A 21,130-nucleotide genomic window follows, 5' to 3' on the forward strand; every position below is an offset into this window, starting at 1 on the left:
TTCTGAAATACTGCGATTTAATTAGAAAAACATAGATAATAAACGTTAATTAACTTAAATAGGCGAGGGCCACTCTAAATTAATATCGCTAAATTTCTCCAGATCCATGTCGACCACCCACCTATATCCCTGCTGCATGTAGCGCTTCGCTTTCCTTACGGCATCATGTCCACGCCTTGCAGGGCGGAATCCATAACTATGGTCAGAAAAGCCAGGGTCAAAGAGAGGCGTCAATACTTGCGCAAGTGCCTGTTGAATGAAACGGTCGGTCACGGTAGGGATGCCTAACTGCCTCACGCCGCCGTTCGGTTTCGGGATTTCGACCCGAAGGACTGGGCTCGGTTTATAGGAGCCCATCTCGATGGAACGGCGAATGTCATGCCAGTGTTCCTTAATATGTGCTCGTAGGAGTTTAACTGACATACCGTCCACGCCATGACTTCCTTTATTCCGTTCCACTTGCTTTAGGGCAAGTAAGAGATTGTTCCGTGACAGCAATTGTTCAATCATAACGTATACTCCTTGCGTGAATGAAAGGCCCAATTTGTGCCGAACGCACACTCCGCCCTTCTGAAGTTCCCCGTGGATTCACCACTTCTTCCTTCAGATAAGTCCTTTCGGATTGTCTGCCTTCATCGCGTGTCTTCGAACGCCTTGTCTTTCATTCTCCATAATGTTCAGCCCTTCCATGGTTTGTCGTCACAACCCATGTACTATGGCTTCTGCTGACTTCTGTCTGTTCAGCTTATCCTCACGGATAAGGTTGCCAAGGGAACTCGGCATGTCAGACAGATCTCCCCGGGTAAGAACATTATCTTCCCCTCCATCTATCTGCCTCATTTACTCTCATTCGCCTTCGGCAGTATGGACTTCGTCTTGTTTAGCAGACTCATCCAACGAATGTTAGCCTTATATGAGGTTCGTGTTCCTCAGACCGGAGGTTTGCCGCCGGCTTCCTTCAGATTCGACCTCACGGTCGACACCCTTGCCTTAAGCTATGGTTACTACTGCCTTCACCATTCGGGACTTGAACCCTATAGATAATGCCCATGCCGGGCGCACTAAAAAAGGCATCATTGAAGTGCTCAAATGATGCCTTTTCTTGTTGTTGTTTTGTGAAATTTTATGGATTTTGATTTTAATGAACCATGTTATTAAAGACAACCGTTTGTCAAACTTTGTGACCAATTTGACAAACTATATGGAACGTTTAATTTTTGACAAACTTAGTGACTAATTTTCACTCCGGAATATCAAAAACTTCTTTGTCAAATCCATCCAACTTAGACGTTCCTTAATCAAAAACGACGTTTGTCACACTCTATGAAAAGTGAAGTAAGCTACAAAACACTTTCCATAAATCCAAATGTCACACTTCATGAACATTTGTCACACTTTATGTTTCTAATGCCAAACTTACTGAGGTTCTACAAGATCCAAAACTTTATGAGATCCTACAAATACCCTAGTACAAAGATTTAACTACAGCGCTTAGCTGCACTTCGAATAGCCGCAGGATTCACAGTGCTTACAACCTTCTTCTGCTACCAGCGCCGCTGCGCCGCATTCCGGGCAAAGGTCAAGCCCTTCGCGATATACATCCCCATCCTCATCGGTATCATGGGTATGTGGAGCCGGTTCGATGGCAGCAGCTGAAGATGATTCATACATTTCAATATCTTCTTCGCTATCGTTTAGATAGAACTCAATGGCTTTTGCTACAGCATCCGGAATCGAATCGACCCGGTTCACGCCAAAGCCTACTGCGCCCGAACCCCCAATGCCTTTAAGGTGTTTGATAAGGAGGCGGGCTTTGTTGCCGTCCGGCAGCTCACCAAAGCGGAGGAACAGAGTCGATACACGTCCGAGCGCCTCCGACATAGCAAATACGTCACTGCCTGCTTTCCCAACATTTACAATCACTTCGAATGGTGCACCATCTACTTCATTAACCGTGATGTATGCTTTGCCGAGAGGTGTTTTCATTTTGTATGTAGCACCTTTCAGACGCATTGGACGGCGGCGGTAGTCTTTCGCCTGCACTTCTTGCTGTTCCTCGATGGATTCAGTTTTAGGCGTGCTTTGCTCGGATTTGTTGTTGTTTTTGTTGCCGTCTTTATCTTCTTCACGAGTTGTCAGAACCTGCACATCACGGCTTCCGTCACGGTAGATCGTGACACCTTTACAGCCCAGGTCAAATGCGAGCTCATACAGTGCTTTCGTATCTTCCACTGTGAAGTCAGCAGGAGCATTGGCGGTTTTACTGATGGAACTGTCCACCCATGTCTGTATGGCCGCCTGCACGCGAATATGGTCTTCAGCGCTTAAGTCCATGGCGCTTACGAAGTAATCCGGCAGCTGGTCTGAATTGTTTTCCTCGATCCAATTCTGCGCAATTGGAACATACTGCTTATCAAATCCAAGCCGGCTCTGACGGAAATATTCAAACGCATAGAAAGGTTCAATTCCGGTAGAAGTGCCTACCATGGTACCTGTGCTGCCCGTAGGAGCCTGGGTAAGAACCGTTACGTTGCGCATGCCTTTCTCACGGATTGTTGCACGCAGTTCTTCATCAAACTGCTTCATAAAGCCGCTTTGCAGGAATAAATCCGCATCGAACTGAGGGAAGCTTCCCTTCTCTGAAGCAATTTCTGCAGAAGCGAGGTAAGATTCACGCGCAATAAAGCCATACAACTTGTCCAGGAATTCAAGTGATTCCGGGCTGCCATAGCGAATTTTGAGATTGATCATCATTTCAGCCAGGCCCATTGTACCCAGACCAATACGGCGCTCGCCTTTTTGGTTGGCTTCGTTTTCCGCGAAGTGGTAAGGTGTTGCATCAACCACGTTATCCAGAAAGCGGACCGAATGGCGCACAGCAGTGGACAGGCTGTCCCAATCCACCTCGTTATCCTTCGTAAATTTAGAGAGGTTGATAGCGGACAGGTTGCACACGCCCCAGGCCGGCAGTCCCTGCTCAGCACAAGGATTGGTACAGATAATTGGATTGAAGTACCAGCTGTTTGACATTTGGTTGTAGTATTCCATAAACACAATGCCTGGCTCAGCGGATTTCCACGCAGACTCGATGATTGTATGCCACACATCACGGGCTTTAACCGTTTTGTACACTTTCACTTCTTTACCGGCCTTGATCCATTTATCCAGATCGCCGTCCCAAGTTTGATCATAATCCGGATCGGTTGTATCCGGGAATTTAAGCTCCCATTCTAAATCTTCTTTAACGGCCTTCATAAAGCCGTTACTGATGGCTACTGACAGGTTGGCATTGGTAATCATGCCCATGTTTTGCTTAACCGTGATGAACTCGAGCAGGTCCGGATGCCAGTCGTTCATAATAAGCATTAACGCTCCTCTACGACTGCCGCCCTGTTCAATTAACCCTGTTGTGTAGCTGAATAGTCCACCCCAGGATACAGAACCGCTGGATGAACCATTTACGCCGACCACCGGGGAACGACGCGGACGAAGGCTTGAAAGGTTAATGCCTACCCCGCCGCCACGTGCCATGATTTCGGTCATCTGGCCCAGTGTGTCCATAATGCCGCCGCGGCTGTCATGCGGTGAAGGTATGACATAGCAGTTGTACAGTGTAAGTTCATCGTTTGCACCGGCACCCGCTGCAATGCGGCCACCCGGAACAAGCTTCCAGTCAGCAAGCAGATCACGGAATTTGCCTGTCCACTCCTGCTGTTTCTCAGGTGTTTCCTCCACGGAAGCAATCGTGCGCGCCAGACGGTCCCACATTTCTTCCGGAGTTTTTTCAAGTGTTTTTAATGTTTTATCAGCATCCGCTGTAACGATCGTTCCATTGCGCAGCTCTACATGGAGCGTTTTGCCGTCACGCTTCTGCACAACGCCCACTTCTTTTTTCGGGAATTTCGGGTCATCATGCGTTAACACCAGAACCGTGTCGCCTTCCACGACATGCTCTGCAACCGGGTCTTTTAGCGCATAGCGATCTAAAAATATTTTCTCACTTAGTCCTGTTAGCGTGAATTTCCCCGCTTTTTGTGTAGTTGCCTCCATCTTTCAGCCTCCTATAAAATCAAATGTGGATTGACCACATGACTGCCAATTTGGTAAATTGTATAAGTGCTATTACAGTCTACCCTACAATCTACCCATCGTCAACATATTGTGCACATATGTTTTAAATCCACAATATATTGATTTCATAACCGTTTGCCGCACACTTTTCCCCTATAATCGATGAATCCTTTACCGTTTAAAGTTCCACGCGTCACTGCCGTACTTCTCCTGGCACAGCTGCTCCGCTAATTCACGTTCCTCTTCCGTAAGCTCATCATCTACAAGTTCAACGCCGAGCCCTTTGGAGAAGCCGAGACGAAAAGCTTTTTTAGCCTCCTCAACAGATAGAGGTTGGGAACGCACATCATTTATGGCCACCGCTTTATCAAGAAAGTTTTTCTTAAGGCGTTCTTTCACTTTTTCATTCGGCAGGTTAATCACATCAAAAAGCATGTTAGCATCCATATCTAACAGAATGGAACCATGCTGCAGGATGACACCCTTCTGCCTAGTCTGGGCGCTGCCTGCCACCTTCTTGCCTTCAACAATTAATTCATAGTCTGATGGTGCATCGAAGCAGGCTGAGGATGAAGGGACTGCAAACTTTTCTTTATCGGTATGCGGATCCGCAAGCATAGCATCAAGCCCGATGGCCTTAAAGCCTTCAAGCAGCCCAACGCTGATTACCCGGTATGCATCCGTTACAGTGGAGGGCATTGCGGGATGACTTTCGCATACAATAAGGCTGTATGTTAACTCTTTATCGTGAAGTACAGCCCGTCCGCCAGTAGCGCGGCGAACAAATCCAAGGCCGTATTCTTTTACTTTATCCAAATTAATTTCCGTGGCTGCTTTCTGAAAATACCCGATAGAAAGGGTCGCGGGATTCCACGTATAAAAACGCACGGACGGTTTTGTTTTTCCCTGGCTATGTATGAGAAGCATGGCTTCGTCAATTGCCATGTTCATGGCGGGAGAGCTGCTCCCTGTATCAATAAAACGCCATTTTTCCATCGTAAATCTCTCCTTTACATATGGCTGAATTTATATTGTAACACAGTCGACGACAATGTTCCTGCATCCAAAGACAGCGGAAATCTTTATTTAATTTTTCTTAATATTTCCGTTTCAAAAAGTATTTTGCGGGTAAAGTATTAAACAGGGACATCCTGAATCTGATGTTATGGAGGTTCTATCATGATTGCAGACAGGTGCATTTACTGTGGCGAGGAGCTTGTGCTGTGGGAAAAAAGCCGGTGCTATTGTTCATCCTGTAAGGACCTTACCGAAATCACCTATGCTGATGATGTGTATTATGCAGAAGATGAGATGAGACATGATGATTACCTAGACCAGTTCTTTGCAAGAGAAAATGATGCCCTTAACAAATAGATCGACCCGGTAAATAAAAATTCGCTGCCCCATGCCGCAAGCTAAGGGAGCAGATAGGAAAGTATGCTTTGCTGTCTTACGCAAAAAGCGAGAACAAGGATCATCCCCGTTCTCGCTTATTTTGATTAGAGCAGCCTAGAGCAGCCCATCCTTTTCATTTTCTTCATCCAGACGCGTTTCGTATTGTTCATGAAGGGCATGATCGGTGCTGACATCCACATTTTTTCCATATATATCCGTAATGATAAAACCTTCTATGTCTTCTACATAGCCTACAGGGTCATCCGAATCGATAAACATTTCACTGTAGCTGAATTTTGATGGATCGTAAAAATCGGAAGGCGTTTCAGACGTACCGTATCTGGCCACATCCTGCCAGCTGTCTTCTGCATCATAGTGGACGATATCTTCGCCCTCTTCACGCGAGTTACCGAAAGGCGGATACAATACATCTTCTTCGACAGGCCTCTCCTGCGGAATAAAAACTTCGACGGCATGCTCGATGCACCGGGTGGCAGTAGGAAGTGCTTCTAGCCTCTCCAGGGGTATATCCTTGCCGCATACTTCACACATGCCGTATTTTCCGCTATCTATTCTTTCCAACGCCCTGACCATATCGAGCAGTTCTTCTTCGGTATGTTCGTTGAGCGCAAGATCTTTTCCGCGCTCAAACGTCTCCGTACCGTGGTCGGCCGGGTGGTTATCGTAATTTGAAAGTTCGCTAAGGGATTCTTTAAAGGCAGCCAATCCAAGCTGGTAGTGGTCGTTTTCCTGCAGCCTGTCCGCTAACTCTTTGTGCTGCTCTTGTAGCAGACTGCGGAACCGGGAAAGCTGGTCTTGGGTAAGCACGGCTTTCGCTCCTTTCCAATCTGTTCACCTAATCTGTATATAGTGTGCCCACACAGACGCAAAAAACCCGCCTGCCCAAGGCAGACGGGTAAACTGTAAACCATTATTCTTTTGTGTAGCGCAGGATCGGTTTGCGCGCAGCCAGTACTTCATCAAGACGGCTGATTACCGTGTTGTGCGGCGCCTCCTGCACCACTTCCGGCGTCTCTTCTGCCTCTTTTGCAATTTGAATCATCACATCGATGAATTCATCCAGTGTTTCCTTCGATTCGGTCTCAGTCGGCTCAATCATTAAGCACTCCTCAACGATAAGCGGGAAATAAATCGTTGGCGGATGGTAGCCGAAATCCAGCAAACGTTTGGCAATATCCAGTGTGCGCACGCCCTGTTTTTTCTGCCGTCTGCCTGATAAAACAAATTCATGCTTACATACGCGGTCAAAAGGCAGATCATAATATTGCGCAAGCCTGCGCATCATGTAATTCGCATTCAGTACGGCGTTTTCCGACACAAGGCGCAGCCCTTCCGGCCCCATTGTGCGGATATACGTATAAGCACGCACATTGATGCCAAAGTTGCCATAATAAGCTTTTACGCGACCGATAGACTGCGGACGGTCAAAGTCAAGCCGATAGGTGTCACCGTCTTTAACAACGAGCGGTTTTGGCAGGAACGGAACGAGCGCTTCTTTGACACCAACCGGGCCGGAGCCAGGTCCGCCGCCGCCATGCGGGCCAGTAAAGGTCTTATGAAGGTTCAAGTGCACCACGTCAAATCCCATGTCGCCCGGGCGTGCTTTACCCAGTATGGCATTCGCATTCGCACCGTCGTAATACAGCAGGCCACCTGCTTCATGAACGACTTCTGCAATTTCCACGATATTTTTTTCAAACAAGCCAAGTGTGTTCGGATTGGTCAGCATGAGAGCCGCTGTATCCGGTCCGACTACTTTGCGGAGTTCTTCTACGTCAACGTTCCCGTCTGCGTCCGATTTTACTGTAACGGTTTCAAGTCCGGCGACGCTTGCTGATGCGGGATTCGTACCATGCGCGGAGTCCGGCACAATAACTTTGGTCCGCTGCTCGCCCCGGTTTTTATGGTAAGCACGGATGAGCATAAGCCCCGTCCACTCTCCCTGGGCGCCTGCCGCGGGCTGGAGGGTAACCCGATCCATGCCGGTAATCTCCTCGAGATCTTGCTGAAGCTCATACATCATCTGCAGGGCACCCTGCACCGTTTCTTCCGGCTGGTAGGGATGAATGCGAGCAAAACCAGCATAGCGCGCTACGTCTTCGTTGATTTTCGGATTGTATTTCATCGTACAGGATCCGAGCGGGTAAAAGCCTGAGTCTACGCCATGGTTGCGGCGTGATAATTCCGTATAATGGCGCATCAACTGAAGTTCGCTAATCTCCGGCAGCTCAGCCGGTATATCGCGTGTAGTGCCCGCAGGAATCACTTCCTGAATATCAATCTCCGGAACATCGCATTCAGGAAGGTTATAGCCAACGCGGCCGGGTTTGCTTAGTTCAAAGATAAGAGCCTTTTCCTGATTGGCAAAAAAATTAGACATGGGATGCTGCCTCCAATCCTTTCGCAAGGCGATCAATTTCTTCTTTTGTCCGGAGTTCTGTAACGGCAATCAGCATATGGTTTGCAAGCTCCGGATACTCACGGGACAAATCATATCCCCCGATAATGCCGTGTGCCAGCAGCTCTTTATTAATTTGGCCGACAGACACAGGTGTTTTCACTACAAATTCATTGAATACGGGTGAGTCAAACACGATTTCGTAGCGTTCAAGTGCAGCAATTACACGCTTGGCATACTGCGTTTTCTGCACGTTTAAGCGGGCGCTTTCCTGGACGCCCTGTTTTCCAAGCGCGGTCATCGCCACCGAAGCGGCCAGCGCATTCAGCGCCTGGTTGGAGCAAATGTTTGAGGTCGCCTTTTCCCGGCGGATATGCTGTTCGCGCGCCTGCAGTGTCAGTACAAAACCGCGGCGCCCCTGTTCATCCTTGGTCTGTCCAACAATACGTCCCGGAATCTGGCGCATAAGTTCTTTTTTCACCGCAAAATAACCACAGTGAGGGCCTCCAAAAGACATCGGGATGCCAAATGGCTGGGCGTCGCCGACTACAACATCCGCGTTAAACTGACCCGGCGGTTTTAGCAAACCAAGAGACAGCGGATTGGAGCTAACAATAAACAACCCTTTCTGTCCATGTGCAATCTGCTCAATAGTAGCCAGGTCTTCTATCCCGCCAAAAAAGTTGGGATACTGGACGAGCACCGCTGCAGTATTCGCATCAACAGCCGCTTCGAGCGCTTTAAGATCCGTTAAGCCGTTCACGCATCCAATTTCTATAACTTCGAGGTTCTGCCCTTTTGCGTATGTTTCCAGGATGGCCCGGGATTCCGGATGAACCGCATGCGAGACAACGATTTTGCTTTTCTTGGTTTTGCCCGCGGCCATCGCCGCGGCTTCAGCCAATGCTGTTGCCCCATCATACATAGAGGAATTCGCCACATCCATCGCTGTGAGTTCACAGATCATTGTCTGAAATTCAAAAATAGCCTGCAGCTCACCCTGGCTTATCTCCGGCTGGTAAGGGGTATAGGCCGTATAAAATTCGGAACGCGAAATGACGTGGTTCACAACGCTTGGGATGTAATGGTCATACGTACCGGCGCCTAAGAAGCAGGCGTATTCCTGCGCATTTACATTTTTGCCGGCAAGCTGGCCCATATATTTTACTAATTCAGGCTCAGACAGAGCTTCATGAACCTTTAATTCACCTTCAAAACGGATGCTCTCCGGAATGTCTTCAAATAGTTCGGAAATGTCAGCAATACCGAGCACTTCGAACATTTCCTTGCGGTCCTCCGCTGTAGTCGGGAGATAGCGATAATTCACTTTTATTCCTCCTCTTTTACAAACGCTTCATATTCCTCCGCGTTCATAAGACCTTCTAGTTGGGCAGTATCATCCAGCGCAACAACAGCCATCCAGCCACCGTTATACGGATCGGTGTTGATGGTCTCAGGCGTATCTTCCAGCGCACTGTTAACCTCCACAACTTCACCTGAGACGGGCGCGTAAATATCTGAAACGGCTTTGACGGATTCAACCGTTCCCATGCTGTCATCGGCTTTAACCGTTGAGCCTACTTCAGGCACCTCAACAAATACAATGTCCCCCAGTTGATGCTGGGCAAAATCCGTAATTCCGATGCGCACCTTTCCCCCATCCAAAACTTCCACCCATTCATGTTCTGAGCTATATTTAAATGCCGCATTTATTTGGCTCATTTTTTGCTCCCCCATTGTTTTTCGTTATTTTGATCGCTTATAAAAAGGAAGCGGCACGATAACTGCTTCGATCCTTTTCCCGCGAATTTCTACGTGCAGCTGAGTTCCTGGCTCGCTAAATTCCCGTTTGATTAAAGCAAGCCCGACGTTTTTCTTAAGCGTTGGCGACTGCGTTCCGGTTGTAATTTCACCGATTAGCTCCTCACCTGCATATACCGGATAATGAGTCCGCGGAATGCCGCGCCCTATCATTTCTACCCCTACAAGCTTTCGAGGTGCCCCTTGTTCCTTTTGTTTTTTAAGCGCGTCCTGCCCGATAAACGGGACGGTTTTATCCGTCTTTACAGCAAACCCGACACCCGCTTCAATTGGACTGATGCTAGCGCTAAGTTCCTGGCCGTACAAAGGAAGCCTTGCTTCAAAACGAAGCGTATCCCGGGCACCCAGCCCGCAGGGAAGCACCTCTCCCTTGCCTGCTTCAAGAATTTTACGCCAGAGGGTTTGGGCATTTTCAGGTTTTGTATAAAGCTCAAATCCATCTTCACCTGTGTAGCCGCTGCGGGAAACAAGCGCCTGAACACCCGCAATTTTCACATCCGCTCTAAAACGAAACGATTTAATCGCAGAAAGATCTTCGTCGGTTAGCGTCTGCAGCACTTGCTCAGCCAGCGGCCCCTGCAGAGCCAGCTGCGCTGTATCATCTGATATATTGTGCAATTGCATGTCGCCTTCTATGTGCTGCTTCATCCAGTCCACGTCTTTTTCAATGTTCGCTGCGTTAATAACGAGCAGATACCGATCCCTCGCCAGCTTATACACCAGCAGGTCATCCACCGTACCACCGTCCGGGTAGCACATAATGGAATACTGCGCCTGGCCAACGTCCAGTTTCGATGCATCATTTGTTGTGATTTTCTGTACGAAAGCTAACGCATCCGGCCCACTCACTTCGACTTCTCCCATATGCGAAACATCAAACAATCCCGCTTTTGTACGGACCGCTTCATGTTCTTCTTTAATGCTTGTGAATTGCACCGGCAGGTCCCATCCGCCGAAATCAATTGTTTTTGCCCCGCCCTCTTGATAAAGGGAAAAGAGCGGTGTCTTTTTTAAATCTGCCATACGAAACCATCACCTCCGAAAGAAATGCTTTCCCTTTTTAAAAACCAAAAAAGGACAGAAATAGGGTGTCAATCCCTATTCTGTCCTTTGTACCTGAGAGCTACCCGGCAAACCCGGTTTCCCCTTTGGTGGCCGGTTATATAACCAGCTCTCTCCAGAGTTGCGTCAAACAGAAGTACTTTTGCCTGAGAGTTTAAATGGGTGTCTTGCTCCTTCGGCGATGCGGCGTTTACTGCCCGCATTCTCTCCTTCTGTCTTCATTCGCGGTATGTATTATTTTATGCGTTGTAACAATTTTAATCCTAACATGATTCAGAAAAATTTCAATGCTTTTTTAGTAGAATTCTGAATAAATTTTACAGTGAAAATGACAATGTTTAGTTTTTGCTCTTAATTTCTTGATTATAGGGACAAAAAAAACATGAATAGAGTGTTTTTCCGAACATTACTCTCTAAATCACGTTTTTAATGAGCGCTTCTTCAGTTCACTTCCTCTACCTGGGGGTAGCTATCGAATTCCTTGCGGTAGGAACCTCCTTTAATGGAATCCCTTCCTTATAATAAAGCGAAGGGGTCAGCATAACAAAAAAGATGTGGACATTGTCGTAGCCATTTTCCCTTAAAATGGCATGGAGCTTCGCTGCCAGCGCATCATGTTTTTCCTTTTCCCTTTGAAACATCAAAATCTCCAGACTGGCAGGCGAATTTAGGATAGGCTCGATATGTAAAAGCTCGATTTTTACTATCTCCTCGGGAACATTAGCTATATAGGAAAATTCCTCTACAATTGTGGGTGCGATGTTTTTTAACAAATCCTTATCAATTCCTTTAAAACGTAAAAATGGCATAATTGATTTCCTTTCTACTCACTATCTTTTTATGTATACAATTATACCACTACCGTACATTTTGGCGTGACCGAATAAAAAGTTCGACATCCTCCTAGAGAGATGATGGTGTTTATATTTATGAAGCATCTGGCTTCATTTTCCCACGGAATAGAAAGCCGCCTTACGTCTATATGACAGGCAGCTTCTTAGTCCTAAGCAGAAAAGTTTAATCCGCTTCTGCTATTCACTTGTTAAATAAACTATGCTTGGGGTGTGATGTTTTTTTAGATTCTCATACAATATTGCCCAATACTTGAATATTTCTTTAATTATTAGCATAGCGCTGGAATGTGTCAATCATATGTCGTCGTTTAATTTGATTGAAGGCAAGCCGAAGTTAACATGGTTATGTTGATATGAAACAGAATCGTTGTTTTGAGTATTCTTCATACACGATCAGCAAAAACAGCAAAAAAGCCCCGCCAATATGGCGAGGCTCCTTATTATGTATTTAGTGAAGCAAGGCTTATAATTTTGTAAGTTAATGGTGCCGAGGACCGGAATCGAACCGGTACGGTAGTCACCTACCGCAGGATTTTAAGTCCTGTGCGTCTGCCAGTTCCGCCACCCCGGCAAGGGTGAATGGTGGGCCTAGGCTGACTCGAACAGCCGACCTCACGCTTATCAGGCGTGCGCTCTAACCAACTGAGCTATAGGCCCACAATGGCGGAGAAGGAGGGATTCGAACCCTCGCACGGTTTAACCCGTCTACTCCCTTAGCAGGGGAGCCCCTTACAGCCACTTGGGTACTTCTCCATTATGATATGGGGCGATCGATGGGAATCGAACCCACGAATGTCGGAGCCACAATCCGATGCGTTAACCACTTCGCCACGACCGCCATTATTAAGCACCAGATCTGGGATGTATCACGGTCTGGCTTTTTTGGGCAGAAAAAAATGGCGTGCCCGGAGAGACTCGAACTCCCAACCTTCTGATTCGTAGTCAGACACTCTATCCAATTGAGCTACGGGCACATACGAATGGAGCGGGTGATGGGAATCGAACCCACGTATTCAGCTTGGAAGGCTGATGTTCTACCATTGAACTACACCCGCAATATACAGATGGAGCACCCTGCGGGTACATCTGATTCGAATTCAGCAATGAAGTTAATCGACGCAGTTACAACTCGATAATAATGGAGCACCCTATCGGGTACCACTGATTTCATTCTTCGCAAAGATGTTCATTCGACGTAGTTAGAATGAACACTAATGGAGCGGACAACGAGACTCGAACTCGCGACCCCGACCTTGGCAAGGTCGTGCTCTACCAACTGAGCTATGTCCGCATATGGTGCACTCTACCGGGTACTACTGATTTCATTCTTTACAGAGAAGATTATTCGACGTAGTTAGAATGAATATTAATGGTGCGGGTGGAGGGACTTGAACCCCCACGCCGAAGCGCTAGATCCTAAGTCTAGTGCGTCTGCCAATTCCGCCACACCCGCACATATTGTTACCCATTTCTTTTGGGCCCCATAAAAGTATTCGGACCTACATCAAAGCGCATGCTTCACTTTTATGGGTATAGTGGTGAGCCATACTGGACTCCGATGCACAGGATGTGCGAGGTTCTGCGTTGCAACACGATGTTGCGGTTTTAGCAGAACTTCCTCTCTGGTGAGAGTCCCGTTCGCATTATTAAGAATTCTGCAGATGATCATACTCATCACTTTTGATTAAAATGGTGAGCCATACTGGACTCGAACCAGTGACACCCTGATTAAAAGTCAGGTGCTCTACCAACTGAGCTAATGGCTCTTACATAATAAAGCTAAAATGGCTGGGGTACCTGGATTCGAACCAGGGCATGACGGAGTCAAAGTCCGTTGCCTTACCGCTTGGCTATACCCCAATCATAATGGTGGAGGGGGACAGATTCGAACTGCCGAACCCAAGGGAGCGGATTTACAGTCCGCCGCGTTTAGCCACTTCGCTACCCCTCCAAATACATGGTGGCTCGGGACGGAATCGAACCGCCGACACGAGGATTTTCAGTCCTCTGCTCTACCGACTGAGCTACCGAGCCAACTGTATGTATTAAATAAATGGCGGAGCCGACGGGACTCCGATGCACAGGATGTGCAAGGCTCTGCGTTGCAACAGGATGTTGCGGTTTTAGCAGAGCTTCCTCTCGGGTGAGAGTGCCGTCTACATTATTATTTAATGGCGGAGCCGACGGGACTCGAACCCGCGACCTCCGGAGTGACAGTCCAGCGTGAACTCCAACTTCACCACGGCTCCGCAAAAAAAATGGTGCACCCTATCAGGTACCATTGATTTCATTCTTTGCTAAGAAGTTTATTCGGCGTATATCGAATGAATATTAATGGTGCACCCTGCGGGTACTAATGATTTGATTTTAACTCCGAGGCTTATTCCACGTAGTTAAAATCAACATCAATGGTGCCGGCGAAAGGACTTGAACCCTCAACCCCCTGATTACAAGTCAGGTGCTCTACCAATTGAGCTACACCGGCACAGTATATGGTGGAGGTAAGCGGGATCGAACCGCTGACCTCCTGCTTGCAAGGCAGGCGCTCTCCCAGCTGAGCTATACCCCCATATAAATTCATTATCAGTATTGGTTGCACCGTAGCGGGTACTACTGATTTCATTCCAGCGAAGGTGGTCAATTCGACGTAGTTGGAATGAATAAATTGGTTGCACCCTGACGGGTACCACCGCTTTCATTCTCTGCAAAGAATATTATTCGACGCTGAAAGAATGAATAAATTGGTTGCGGGGGCAGGACTTGAACCTGCGACCTTCGGGTTATGAGCCCGACGAGCTGCCAACTGCTCCACCCCGCGACAATGGCTCCGCAGGCCGGACTCGAACCAGCGACCGATCGGTTAACAGCCGATTGCTCTACCACTGAGCTACTGCGGATTAATATATGGTGGAGGATGACGGGATCGAACCGCCGACCCTCTGCTTGTAAGGCAGATGCTCTCCCAGCTGAGCTAATCCTCCAATAATTTGAGATATGAATGGTGACCCGTAGGGGATTCGAACCCCTGAATGCATGCGTGAAAGGCATGTGAGTTAAGCCGCTTCTCCAACGGGCCCACAGCAGATTACTGATTCCTTTAAAAACTAAAGGTTTGCACCTTGAAAACTGAACTGGAAGTAACGATGCGTTAGGAATTCCTTAAAAATTGGGTTAAGCCCTCGACCGATTAGTATTCGTCAGCTCCATGCGTTGCCGCACTTCTACCCCGAACCTATCTACCTCATCATCTATAAGGGGTCTTACCAGCTTATGCTGTGGGAAATCTCATCTTGAGGGGGGCTTCACGCTTAGATGCTTTCAGCGCTTATCCCGGCCGCACATAGCTACCCAGCGATGCTCCTGGCGGAACAACTGGTGCACCAGCGGTGCGTCCATCCCGGTCCTCTCGTACTAAGGACAGCTCCTCTCAAATTTCCTGCGCCCACGACAGATAGGGACCGAACTGTCTCACGACGTTCTGAACCCAGCTCGCGTACCGCTTTAATGGGCGAACAGCCCAACCCTTGGGACCTACTTCAGCCCCAGGATGCGATGAGCCGACATCGAGGTGCCAAACCTCCCCGTCGATGTGGACTCTTGGGGGAGATAAGCCTGTTATCCCCAGGGTAGCTTTTATCCGTTGAGCGATGGCCCTTCCATGCGGAACCACCGGATCACTAAGCCCGACTTTCGTCCCTGCTCGACTTGTAGGTCTCGCAGTCAAGCTCCCTTGTGCCTTTACACTCTACGAATGATTTCCAACCATTCTGAGGGAACCTTTGGGCGCCTCCGTTACACTTTAGGAGGCGACCGCCCCAGTCAAACTGCCCACCTGACACGGTCCTCCATCCCGATAAGGGATGCGAGTGAGAAGGCCGGCATAATCAGGGTGGTATCCCAAGGATGCCTCCACCGAACCTGGCGGTCCGGGTTCAAAGGCTCCCACCTATCCTGTACAAATCATACCAGCATTCAATATCAAGCTGCAGTAAAGCTCCATGGGGTCTTTCCGTCTTGTCGCGGGTAACCTGCATCTTCACAGGTAGTATGATTTCACCGAGTCTCTTGCCGAGACAGTGCCCAAGTCGTTACGCCTTTCGTGCGGGTCGGAACTTACCCGACAAGGAATTTCGCTACCTTAGGACCGTTATAGTTACGGCCGCCGTTTACTGGGGCTTCGGTTCACAGCTTCGCGCTTGCGCGCTAACCGCTCCCCTTAACCTTCCAGCACCGGGCAGGCGTCAGCCCCTATACTTCGCCTTGCGGCTTCGCAGAGACCTGTGTTTTTGCTAAACAGTCGCTTGGGCCTTTTCACTGCGGCCCCCTCACGCTTATCACGCTAGCGGGGCACCCCTTCTCCCGAAGTTACGGGGTCATTTTGCCGAGTTCCTTAGCAAGAGTTTTCTCGCGCGCCTTAGGATTCTCTCCTCGCCTACCTGTGTCGGTTTGCGGTACGGGTACCTTACTTCTCGCTAGAAGCTTTTCTTGGCAGTGTGAGATCAGGAACTTCGGTACTTAAATTTCCCTCGCCATCACAACCCGGCGTTACAGTGTACGGATTTGCCTATACACACGCCTCATTGCTTGGACAGACATAACCAGCAGTCTGCTTGCCTTACCCTCCTGCGTCCCTCCGTTGCTCAAACGAAGTAGAGGTAGTACAGGAATTTCCACCTGTTGTCCATCGCCTACGCCTTTCGGCCTCGGCTTAGGTCCCGACTAACCCTGAGAGGACGAGCCTTCCTCAGGAACCCTTAGGCTTTCGGCGGAAGGGATTCTCACCCTTCTTTTCGCTACTTACACCGGCATTCTCACTTCCTGCCGCTCCACCCGTCCTTCCGGTCGAGCTTCACCGCTGCAGGAACGCTCCCCTACCCCTGACACCTACGGTGTCAAGCCACAGCTTCGGTACTTCACTTAGCCCCGTTACATTTTCCGCGCAGAGTCACTCGACCAGTGAGCTATTACGCACTCTTTAAATGGTGGCTGCTTCTAAGCCAACATCCTGGTTGTCTGGGCAACTCCACATCGTTTCCCACTTAGTGAAGATTTAGGGACCTTAGCTGGTGGTCTGGGCTGTTTCCCTTTTGACTACGGATCTTAGCACTCGCAGTCTGACTCCCGGATATCTGTAGCCGGCATTCGGAGTTTGACTGAATTTGGTACCCCGCGAGGGGCCCGCATCCAATCAGTGCTCTACCTCCGGTACAGTAAATCCGAGGCTAGCCCTAAAGCTATTTCGGGGAGAACCAGCTATCTCCGAGTTCGATTGGAATTTCTCCGCTACCCACACCTCATCCCCGCACTTTTCAACGTGCGTGGGTTCGGGCCTCCAGTGCGTGTTACCGCACCTTCACCCTGGACATGGGTAGATCACACGGTTTCGGGTCTACGGCTGCGTACTGAATCGCCCTGTTCAGACTCGCTTTCGCTGCGGCTCCGGCTTCTCACCTTAACCTCGCACGCAACCGTAACTCGCCGGTTCATTCTACAAAAGGCACGCCGTCACACAGTTAATGTGCTCCGACTAGTTGTAGGCACACGGTTTCAGGTTCTCTTTCACTCCCCTCCCGGGGTGCTTTTCACCTTTCCCTCACGGTACTGGTTCACTATCGGTCGCCAGGTAGTATTTAGCCTTGGGAGATGGTCCTCCCAGCTTCCCACGAGGTTTCACGTGTCTCGCGGTACTCAGGGTACGTCTCGGAGAGACGGCCATTTCGATTACAGGGTTGTTACCTTCTGTGACGGGCCTTTCCAGGTCGCTTCATCTATGACCGTCTTTTGTAACTCCATGTGAGACGCCCTACAACCCCGGAAGGCGAACCTTCCGGTTTGGGCTTCTCCGCGTTCGCTCGCCGCTACTTACGGAATCACTATTGTTTTCTGTTCCTCAGGGTACTTAGATGTTTCAGTTCCCCTGGTCTGCCTCTACCTGCCCTATGGATTCAGGCAGGAGTACGATCCCATTACGAATCGTAGGTTTCCCCATTCGGACATCTCCGGATTAACGCTTGCTTACAGCTCCCCGGAGCATTTCGCAGTTCGCCACGTCCTTCTTCGGCTCCTGGCGCCAAGGCATCCACCGTGTGCCCTTCATAGCTTAACCTCTGGTTTCCAATCAAGCGTCTTGATCAGCGTCGATCTTCTGCGTTGCGTTGTCCCTGTGCTGCTCACGTATCAAAAGCATACGCTCCGCTGCTCGGTCCTGCCGCGCCTTGAATCTCTCGCTTCTCATGCCGCTTTCTTTCATGGAAATCCGGTTTCACCTAAAAGGTTTTTACAATTGGATTTTCCTATTGCGCATTGTTTCTTCCATGATTCAGTTTTCAAAGTGCAAAATTGACGCCCACGGATGGGCTAACGTCTACGTTGCAACAGCGACGACCAGGACGGTCTAACATCGTTAACGCAACAGGACGTTGCGCATGTTAACGATGGCACGTTGCGCTTTTAGTAGACGATCCTTTTTTCGGCAAGGTTGCCGGCCTGGCAATGTCCTACTCTCCCAGGGCGTTGCCGCCCAAGTACCATCGGCGCTGAAGGACTTAACTTCTGTGTTCGGGATGGGAACAGGTGTGACCCCTTCGCCAATATTGCCAGACAGCAAGATACTTAGTGTATCTCATTTTGTATTCAATTCCAAGAAGAAGTTCCTGGAAAACTGAACAGTGAAAGTGCCAGTGTGCCGATTCTCCATAGAAAGGAGGTGATCCATCCGCACCTTCCGGTACGGATACCTTGTTACGACTTCACCCCAATCATCTGCCCCACCTTCGGCGGCTGGCTCCTTACGGTTACCTCACCGACTTCGGGTGTTGCAAACTCTCGTGGTGTGACGGGCGGTGTGTACAAGACCCGGGAACGTATTCACCGCGGCATGCTGATCCGCGATTACTAGCGATTCCGGCTTCATGCAGGCGAGTTGCAGCCTGCAATCCGAACTGAGAATGGTTTTTAGGGATTGGCATACTCTCGCGAGTTAGCAGCCCGTTGTACCATCCATTGTAGCACGTGTGTAGCCCAGGACATAAGGGGCATGATGATTTGACGTCATCCCCACCTTCCTCCGTCTTGTCGACGGCAGTCTCCCTAGAGTGCCCAACTGAATGCTGGCAACTAAGGACAAGGGTTGCGCTCGTTGCGGGACTTAACCCAACATCTCACGACACGAGCTGACGACAACCATGCACCACCTGTCACCGCTGTCCCGAAGGAAGCCTCTGTCTCCAGAGGGGTCAGCGGGATGTCAAGCCCTGGTAAGGTTCTTCGCGTTGCTTCGAATTAAACCACATGCTCCACCGCTTGTGCGGGTCCCCGTCAATTCCTTTGAGTTTCAGCCTTGCGGCCGTACTCCCCAGGCGGAGTGCTTATTGCGTTAGCTGCGGCACTGAGGATTGGAGTCCCCAACACCTAGCACTCATCGTTTACGGCGTGGACTACCAGGGTATCTAATCCTGTTTGCTCCCCACGCTTTCGCGCCTCAGCGTCAGTTACAGACCAGAGAGTCGCCTTCGCCACTGGTGTTCCTCCACATCTCTACGCATTTCACCGCTACACGTGGAATTCCACTCTCCTCTTCTGCACTCAAGCCTCCCAGTTTCAGGTGGCCCTCCACGGTTGAGCCGTGGGCTTTCACACCTGACTTAAGAAACCGCCTGCGCGCGCTTTACGCCCAATAATTCCGGACAACGCTTGCCCCCTACGTATTACCGCGGCTGCTGGCACGTAGTTAGCCGGGGCTTTCTCGTCAGGTACCGTCAGACCGGGAGGTCGTCCCGGCGGTTCTTCCCTGACAACAGAGCTTTACGATCCGAAAACCTTCATCGCTCACGCGGCGTTGCTCCGTCAGACTTTCGTCCATTGCGGAAGATTCCCTACTGCTGCCTCCCGTAGGAGTCTGGGCCGTGTCTCAGTCCCAGTGTGGCCGATCACCCTCTCAGGTCGGCTACGCATCGTCGCCTTGGTAGGCCACTACCCCACCAACTAGCTAATGCGCCGCGGGCCCATCTGTAAGTGTCCGAAAACTTTCCATCCAGAACCATGCGGTTCTGCATCCTATCCGGTATTAGCTTCGGTTTCCCGAAGTTATCCCAGGCTTACAGGCAGGTTGCCCACGTGTTACTCACCCGTCCGCCGCTAACTTTGAAAAGCAAGCTCTCCAAAGTCCGCTCGACTTGCATGTATTAGGCACGCCGCCAGCGTTCGTCCTGAGCCAGGATCAAACTCTCCAAAAAGGTTCGATGCTGTTCGCTCATACGAGCTGGTCTTACTTATAAAATCCAGAATTGAATTCTGGGTCAATCGCACATTTGGCATTTCACTGTTCAGTTTTCAAGGAACTTTATCAGTCAGCCACAAAACCAATCAGTTATCAGCGGCGACTTAATAATCATATATCATTTTGCTTTAACAATCAATAACTTTATTTTTCCAACACAACTTTTAGTTAGCTACTTTATAGGCGAATCATTATGGTAGCACGTATTGTTGACAAAAACAACCCATTATCTCCACGAACCACAAAATATTTTGTCTCACGCTCTGCCCATCCATGTCTCCTTATGCACCCTTGATCACCTCCGCATTAAGAAACACTCCTCTCTAAAGGTGCCCTCCCTCAATCCCGAACACGGGGACAGCGCAGAAGCATTAATCAGGCATGCTGACATGGCTATGTACCAAGTGACTTCCTCCCGCCCACTAAAGTCAGGGGCTTCCTTGTGGAAGCTCGGTAGTGACTTGCTCTGGCAGAGATGATATCTCACGACATTATCCGTTGTTCCATTTCTGACCTTGCCTTCATCGCAGACACCATAGGTAATGTCACGCTTACCCTCCCGCAAAGGCTTTGCTCTACGAGCACATAGTATATCAAAAATTGCTTATGGAATTTTCTACACCGCTACGCTCGTGCACAAGGCTATATTTTTTGAAGCATTATGATCGGCATGATCGCGATGCCCGCATTTCTTAAAGTGGAATACATCTTTCTTGCGATTTCCCTTTTCAATGTGATGGCATTTATAGCATTCTTGAGAGGTGTACTTCGGAATAACAAAGATAACCCGAACATTGCGTTGTTTTACATGTTTGACGAATGTTATACAATTGCTCCATTTTAAGAACAGGTCGATCAAACTGCAGGGCAAAATCAACCATTTTTTTGGCTAATTTTCGATTGTAATCTTCCATCCATCTATTTTCTTTATGACCCAGACGTTTAATTGCACGCAGTGCCTTCTTTTTACCTAAAGAACGCCGCAGGGAACGAAAATGTCGACGAATGTACCCAATTTCTTTTCCTGAAAAATACTGTCTCTTGCCACTTTTTGGTTCGGATATAACCGCAAGATGACGTAGCCCAACATCAACACCAATAAAAGTTTGGGGAACAATTGAGAAAGTGGTAATTTCACAAGAAATTTCAACAGGGATGGCCAGATACCAATCGGATCCTTTTCGCAAAAGCTGAATGATTGAACGATTTTCTCGATTCTTGTCCACCCGA

At 49.0% G+C, this 21,130-nt stretch carries 12 protein-coding genes, 19 tRNA genes, 3 rRNA genes, 1 pseudogene and 1 riboswitch; of the genes and pseudogenes, 1 reads left to right on the forward strand and 34 read right to left on the reverse strand.

The window, feature by feature from the left end; translation table 11 throughout:
* Positions 1–84: 84 nt before the first annotated feature.
* The 4 genes and pseudogenes from PP175_RS18415 to PP175_RS18430 form a co-directional block, all read right to left on the reverse strand.
* Positions 85–510 (reverse strand): annotated as a pseudogene (locus PP175_RS18415) (reverse transcriptase domain-containing protein); the annotation flags it as partial.
* 189 nt (positions 511–699) lie between these two features.
* Positions 700–840 carry a hypothetical protein gene (locus PP175_RS18420; protein WP_272439345.1) on the reverse strand — a complete coding sequence of 47 codons (141 nt, stop codon included), beginning with the start codon at positions 838–840 and terminating at the stop codon, positions 700–702.
* A gap of 651 nt (positions 841–1,491) precedes the next feature.
* Positions 1,492–4,050: an adenosylcobalamin-dependent ribonucleoside-diphosphate reductase gene (locus PP175_RS18425; RefSeq protein ID WP_272439732.1), complete on the reverse strand. Its 2,559-nt coding sequence runs from the start codon at positions 4,048–4,050 to the stop codon at positions 1,492–1,494.
* A 192-nt stretch (positions 4,051–4,242) separates the two neighbouring features.
* Positions 4,243–5,067, reverse strand: coding sequence for a lipoate--protein ligase family protein (locus tag PP175_RS18430; protein ID WP_272439733.1), 825 nt, complete (start codon positions 5,065–5,067; stop codon positions 4,243–4,245).
* 183 nt (positions 5,068–5,250) lie between these two features.
* On the opposite strand from PP175_RS18430, the gene PP175_RS18435 reads away from it, so the two are divergent.
* Complete coding sequence (locus tag PP175_RS18435; RefSeq protein ID WP_272439734.1) at positions 5,251–5,445, forward strand: hypothetical protein; 195 nt, start codon at positions 5,251–5,253, stop codon at positions 5,443–5,445.
* 135 nt (positions 5,446–5,580) lie between these two features.
* Here PP175_RS18435 and PP175_RS18440 read toward each other — a convergent pair whose 3' ends face one another.
* The 30 genes from PP175_RS18440 to PP175_RS18580 form a co-directional block, all read right to left on the reverse strand.
* Positions 5,581–6,294: a TraR/DksA C4-type zinc finger protein gene (locus PP175_RS18440; RefSeq protein WP_272439735.1), complete on the reverse strand. Its 714-nt coding sequence runs from the start codon at positions 6,292–6,294 to the stop codon at positions 5,581–5,583.
* A gap of 103 nt (positions 6,295–6,397) precedes the next feature.
* Positions 6,398–7,867, reverse strand: a complete 1,470-nt coding sequence (gene gcvPB / locus PP175_RS18445; protein ID WP_272439736.1) for an aminomethyl-transferring glycine dehydrogenase subunit GcvPB — start codon at positions 7,865–7,867, stop codon at positions 6,398–6,400.
* A complete protein-coding gene (gcvPA, locus tag PP175_RS18450; RefSeq protein WP_272439737.1) occupies positions 7,860–9,212 on the reverse strand; it encodes an aminomethyl-transferring glycine dehydrogenase subunit GcvPA in 1,353 nt (450 codons plus the stop codon). The genes gcvPB and gcvPA overlap by 8 nt, the downstream gene beginning before the upstream one ends.
* Before the next feature lie 2 nt (positions 9,213–9,214).
* The gene (gcvH, locus tag PP175_RS18455) at positions 9,215–9,607 is read right to left on the reverse strand and encodes a glycine cleavage system protein GcvH (RefSeq protein WP_272439738.1); all 393 of its coding nucleotides are present in this window, start codon (positions 9,605–9,607) and stop codon (positions 9,215–9,217) included.
* Between the two features lie 24 nt (positions 9,608–9,631).
* Positions 9,632–10,729, reverse strand: a complete 1,098-nt coding sequence (gene gcvT / locus PP175_RS18460) for a glycine cleavage system aminomethyltransferase GcvT (protein ID WP_272439739.1) — start codon at positions 10,727–10,729, stop codon at positions 9,632–9,634.
* Between the two features lie 163 nt (positions 10,730–10,892).
* Positions 10,893–10,990, reverse strand: a riboswitch (glycine riboswitch).
* Positions 10,991–11,223: 233 nt separating this feature from the next.
* Positions 11,224–11,577, reverse strand: coding sequence for a DUF1904 family protein (locus PP175_RS18465; RefSeq protein WP_272439740.1), 354 nt, complete (start codon positions 11,575–11,577; stop codon positions 11,224–11,226).
* A gap of 527 nt (positions 11,578–12,104) precedes the next feature.
* Positions 12,105–12,193, reverse strand: a tRNA-Leu gene (locus PP175_RS18470).
* 9 nt (positions 12,194–12,202) lie between these two features.
* Positions 12,203–12,279: transfer RNA gene (locus PP175_RS18475), tRNA-Ile, on the reverse strand.
* A 4-nt stretch (positions 12,280–12,283) separates the two neighbouring features.
* A tRNA-Ser gene (locus PP175_RS18480) sits at positions 12,284–12,375 on the reverse strand.
* Between the two features lie 9 nt (positions 12,376–12,384).
* A tRNA-His gene (locus PP175_RS18485) sits at positions 12,385–12,460 on the reverse strand.
* Between the two features lie 59 nt (positions 12,461–12,519).
* Positions 12,520–12,596: transfer RNA gene (locus tag PP175_RS18490), tRNA-Arg, on the reverse strand.
* A 7-nt stretch (positions 12,597–12,603) separates the two neighbouring features.
* Positions 12,604–12,677 (reverse strand) — tRNA-Gly (locus tag PP175_RS18495).
* Positions 12,678–12,837: 160 nt separating this feature from the next.
* Positions 12,838–12,913: transfer RNA gene (locus tag PP175_RS18500), tRNA-Gly, on the reverse strand.
* Between the two features lie 79 nt (positions 12,914–12,992).
* Positions 12,993–13,075: transfer RNA gene (locus PP175_RS18505), tRNA-Leu, on the reverse strand.
* A gap of 237 nt (positions 13,076–13,312) precedes the next feature.
* Positions 13,313–13,388: transfer RNA gene (locus tag PP175_RS18510), tRNA-Lys, on the reverse strand.
* Positions 13,389–13,407: 19 nt separating this feature from the next.
* Positions 13,408–13,482 (reverse strand) — tRNA-Gln (locus PP175_RS18515).
* Between the two features lie 7 nt (positions 13,483–13,489).
* Positions 13,490–13,573 (reverse strand) — tRNA-Tyr (locus PP175_RS18520).
* Between the two features lie 7 nt (positions 13,574–13,580).
* A tRNA-Phe gene (locus tag PP175_RS18525) sits at positions 13,581–13,656 on the reverse strand.
* Positions 13,657–13,794: 138 nt separating this feature from the next.
* Positions 13,795–13,871, reverse strand: a tRNA-Asp gene (locus tag PP175_RS18530).
* Positions 13,872–14,031: 160 nt separating this feature from the next.
* A tRNA-Thr gene (locus PP175_RS18535) sits at positions 14,032–14,107 on the reverse strand.
* An 8-nt stretch (positions 14,108–14,115) separates the two neighbouring features.
* Positions 14,116–14,191: transfer RNA gene (locus PP175_RS18540), tRNA-Ala, on the reverse strand.
* Between the two features lie 173 nt (positions 14,192–14,364).
* A tRNA-Met gene (locus PP175_RS18545) sits at positions 14,365–14,440 on the reverse strand.
* A 4-nt stretch (positions 14,441–14,444) separates the two neighbouring features.
* A tRNA-Asn gene (locus PP175_RS18550) sits at positions 14,445–14,519 on the reverse strand.
* Between the two features lie 8 nt (positions 14,520–14,527).
* Positions 14,528–14,603: transfer RNA gene (locus tag PP175_RS18555), tRNA-Val, on the reverse strand.
* A gap of 18 nt (positions 14,604–14,621) precedes the next feature.
* Positions 14,622–14,698: transfer RNA gene (locus PP175_RS18560), tRNA-Glu, on the reverse strand.
* Between the two features lie 91 nt (positions 14,699–14,789).
* Positions 14,790–17,728 (reverse strand): 23S ribosomal RNA (locus PP175_RS18565).
* A gap of 378 nt (positions 17,729–18,106) precedes the next feature.
* Positions 18,107–18,223: ribosomal RNA gene (rrf, locus tag PP175_RS18570) — 5S ribosomal RNA — on the reverse strand.
* A gap of 98 nt (positions 18,224–18,321) precedes the next feature.
* Positions 18,322–19,856: ribosomal RNA gene (locus PP175_RS18575) — 16S ribosomal RNA — on the reverse strand.
* The 16S, 23S and 5S rRNA genes sit together here with 19 tRNA genes alongside, the layout of an rRNA operon.
* A gap of 660 nt (positions 19,857–20,516) precedes the next feature.
* Positions 20,517–20,759 (reverse strand): zinc ribbon domain-containing protein, encoded by a 243-nt coding sequence (locus PP175_RS30105; RefSeq protein ID WP_442870484.1) that lies wholly within the window; start codon positions 20,757–20,759, stop codon positions 20,517–20,519.
* Positions 20,644–21,126 (reverse strand): transposase, encoded by a 483-nt coding sequence (locus PP175_RS18580; RefSeq protein ID WP_272439741.1) that lies wholly within the window; start codon positions 21,124–21,126, stop codon positions 20,644–20,646. Before PP175_RS18580 ends, PP175_RS30105 begins: the two co-directional genes overlap by 116 nt.
* Positions 21,127–21,130 lie beyond the last annotated feature (4 nt).

This window comes from Aneurinibacillus sp. Ricciae_BoGa-3 (assembly GCF_028421645.1).
Taxonomy (GTDB): domain Bacteria; phylum Bacillota; class Bacilli; order Aneurinibacillales; family Aneurinibacillaceae; genus Aneurinibacillus_B.

Excerpts from the sequence above, each read along its gene's own strand:
- PP175_RS18420 (WP_272439345.1), bottom strand. The coding sequence starts at position 840 with ATGAGGCAGATAGATGGAGGGGAAGATAATGTTCTTACCCGGGGAGAT.
- PP175_RS18425 (WP_272439732.1), bottom strand. The coding sequence starts at position 4,050 with ATGGAGGCAACTACACAAAAAGCGGGGAAATTCACGCTAACAGGACTA.
- PP175_RS18430 (WP_272439733.1), bottom strand. The coding sequence starts at position 5,067 with ATGGAAAAATGGCGTTTTATTGATACAGGGAGCAGCTCTCCCGCCATG.
- PP175_RS18435 (WP_272439734.1), top strand. The coding sequence starts at position 5,251 with ATGATTGCAGACAGGTGCATTTACTGTGGCGAGGAGCTTGTGCTGTGG.
- gcvPB (WP_272439736.1), bottom strand. The coding sequence starts at position 7,867 with ATGTCTAATTTTTTTGCCAATCAGGAAAAGGCTCTTATCTTTGAACTA.
- gcvH (WP_272439738.1), bottom strand. The coding sequence starts at position 9,607 with ATGAGCCAAATAAATGCGGCATTTAAATATAGCTCAGAACATGAATGG.
- gcvT (WP_272439739.1), bottom strand. The coding sequence starts at position 10,729 with ATGGCAGATTTAAAAAAGACACCGCTCTTTTCCCTTTATCAAGAGGGC.
- PP175_RS18465 (WP_272439740.1), bottom strand. The coding sequence starts at position 11,577 with ATGCCATTTTTACGTTTTAAAGGAATTGATAAGGATTTGTTAAAAAAC.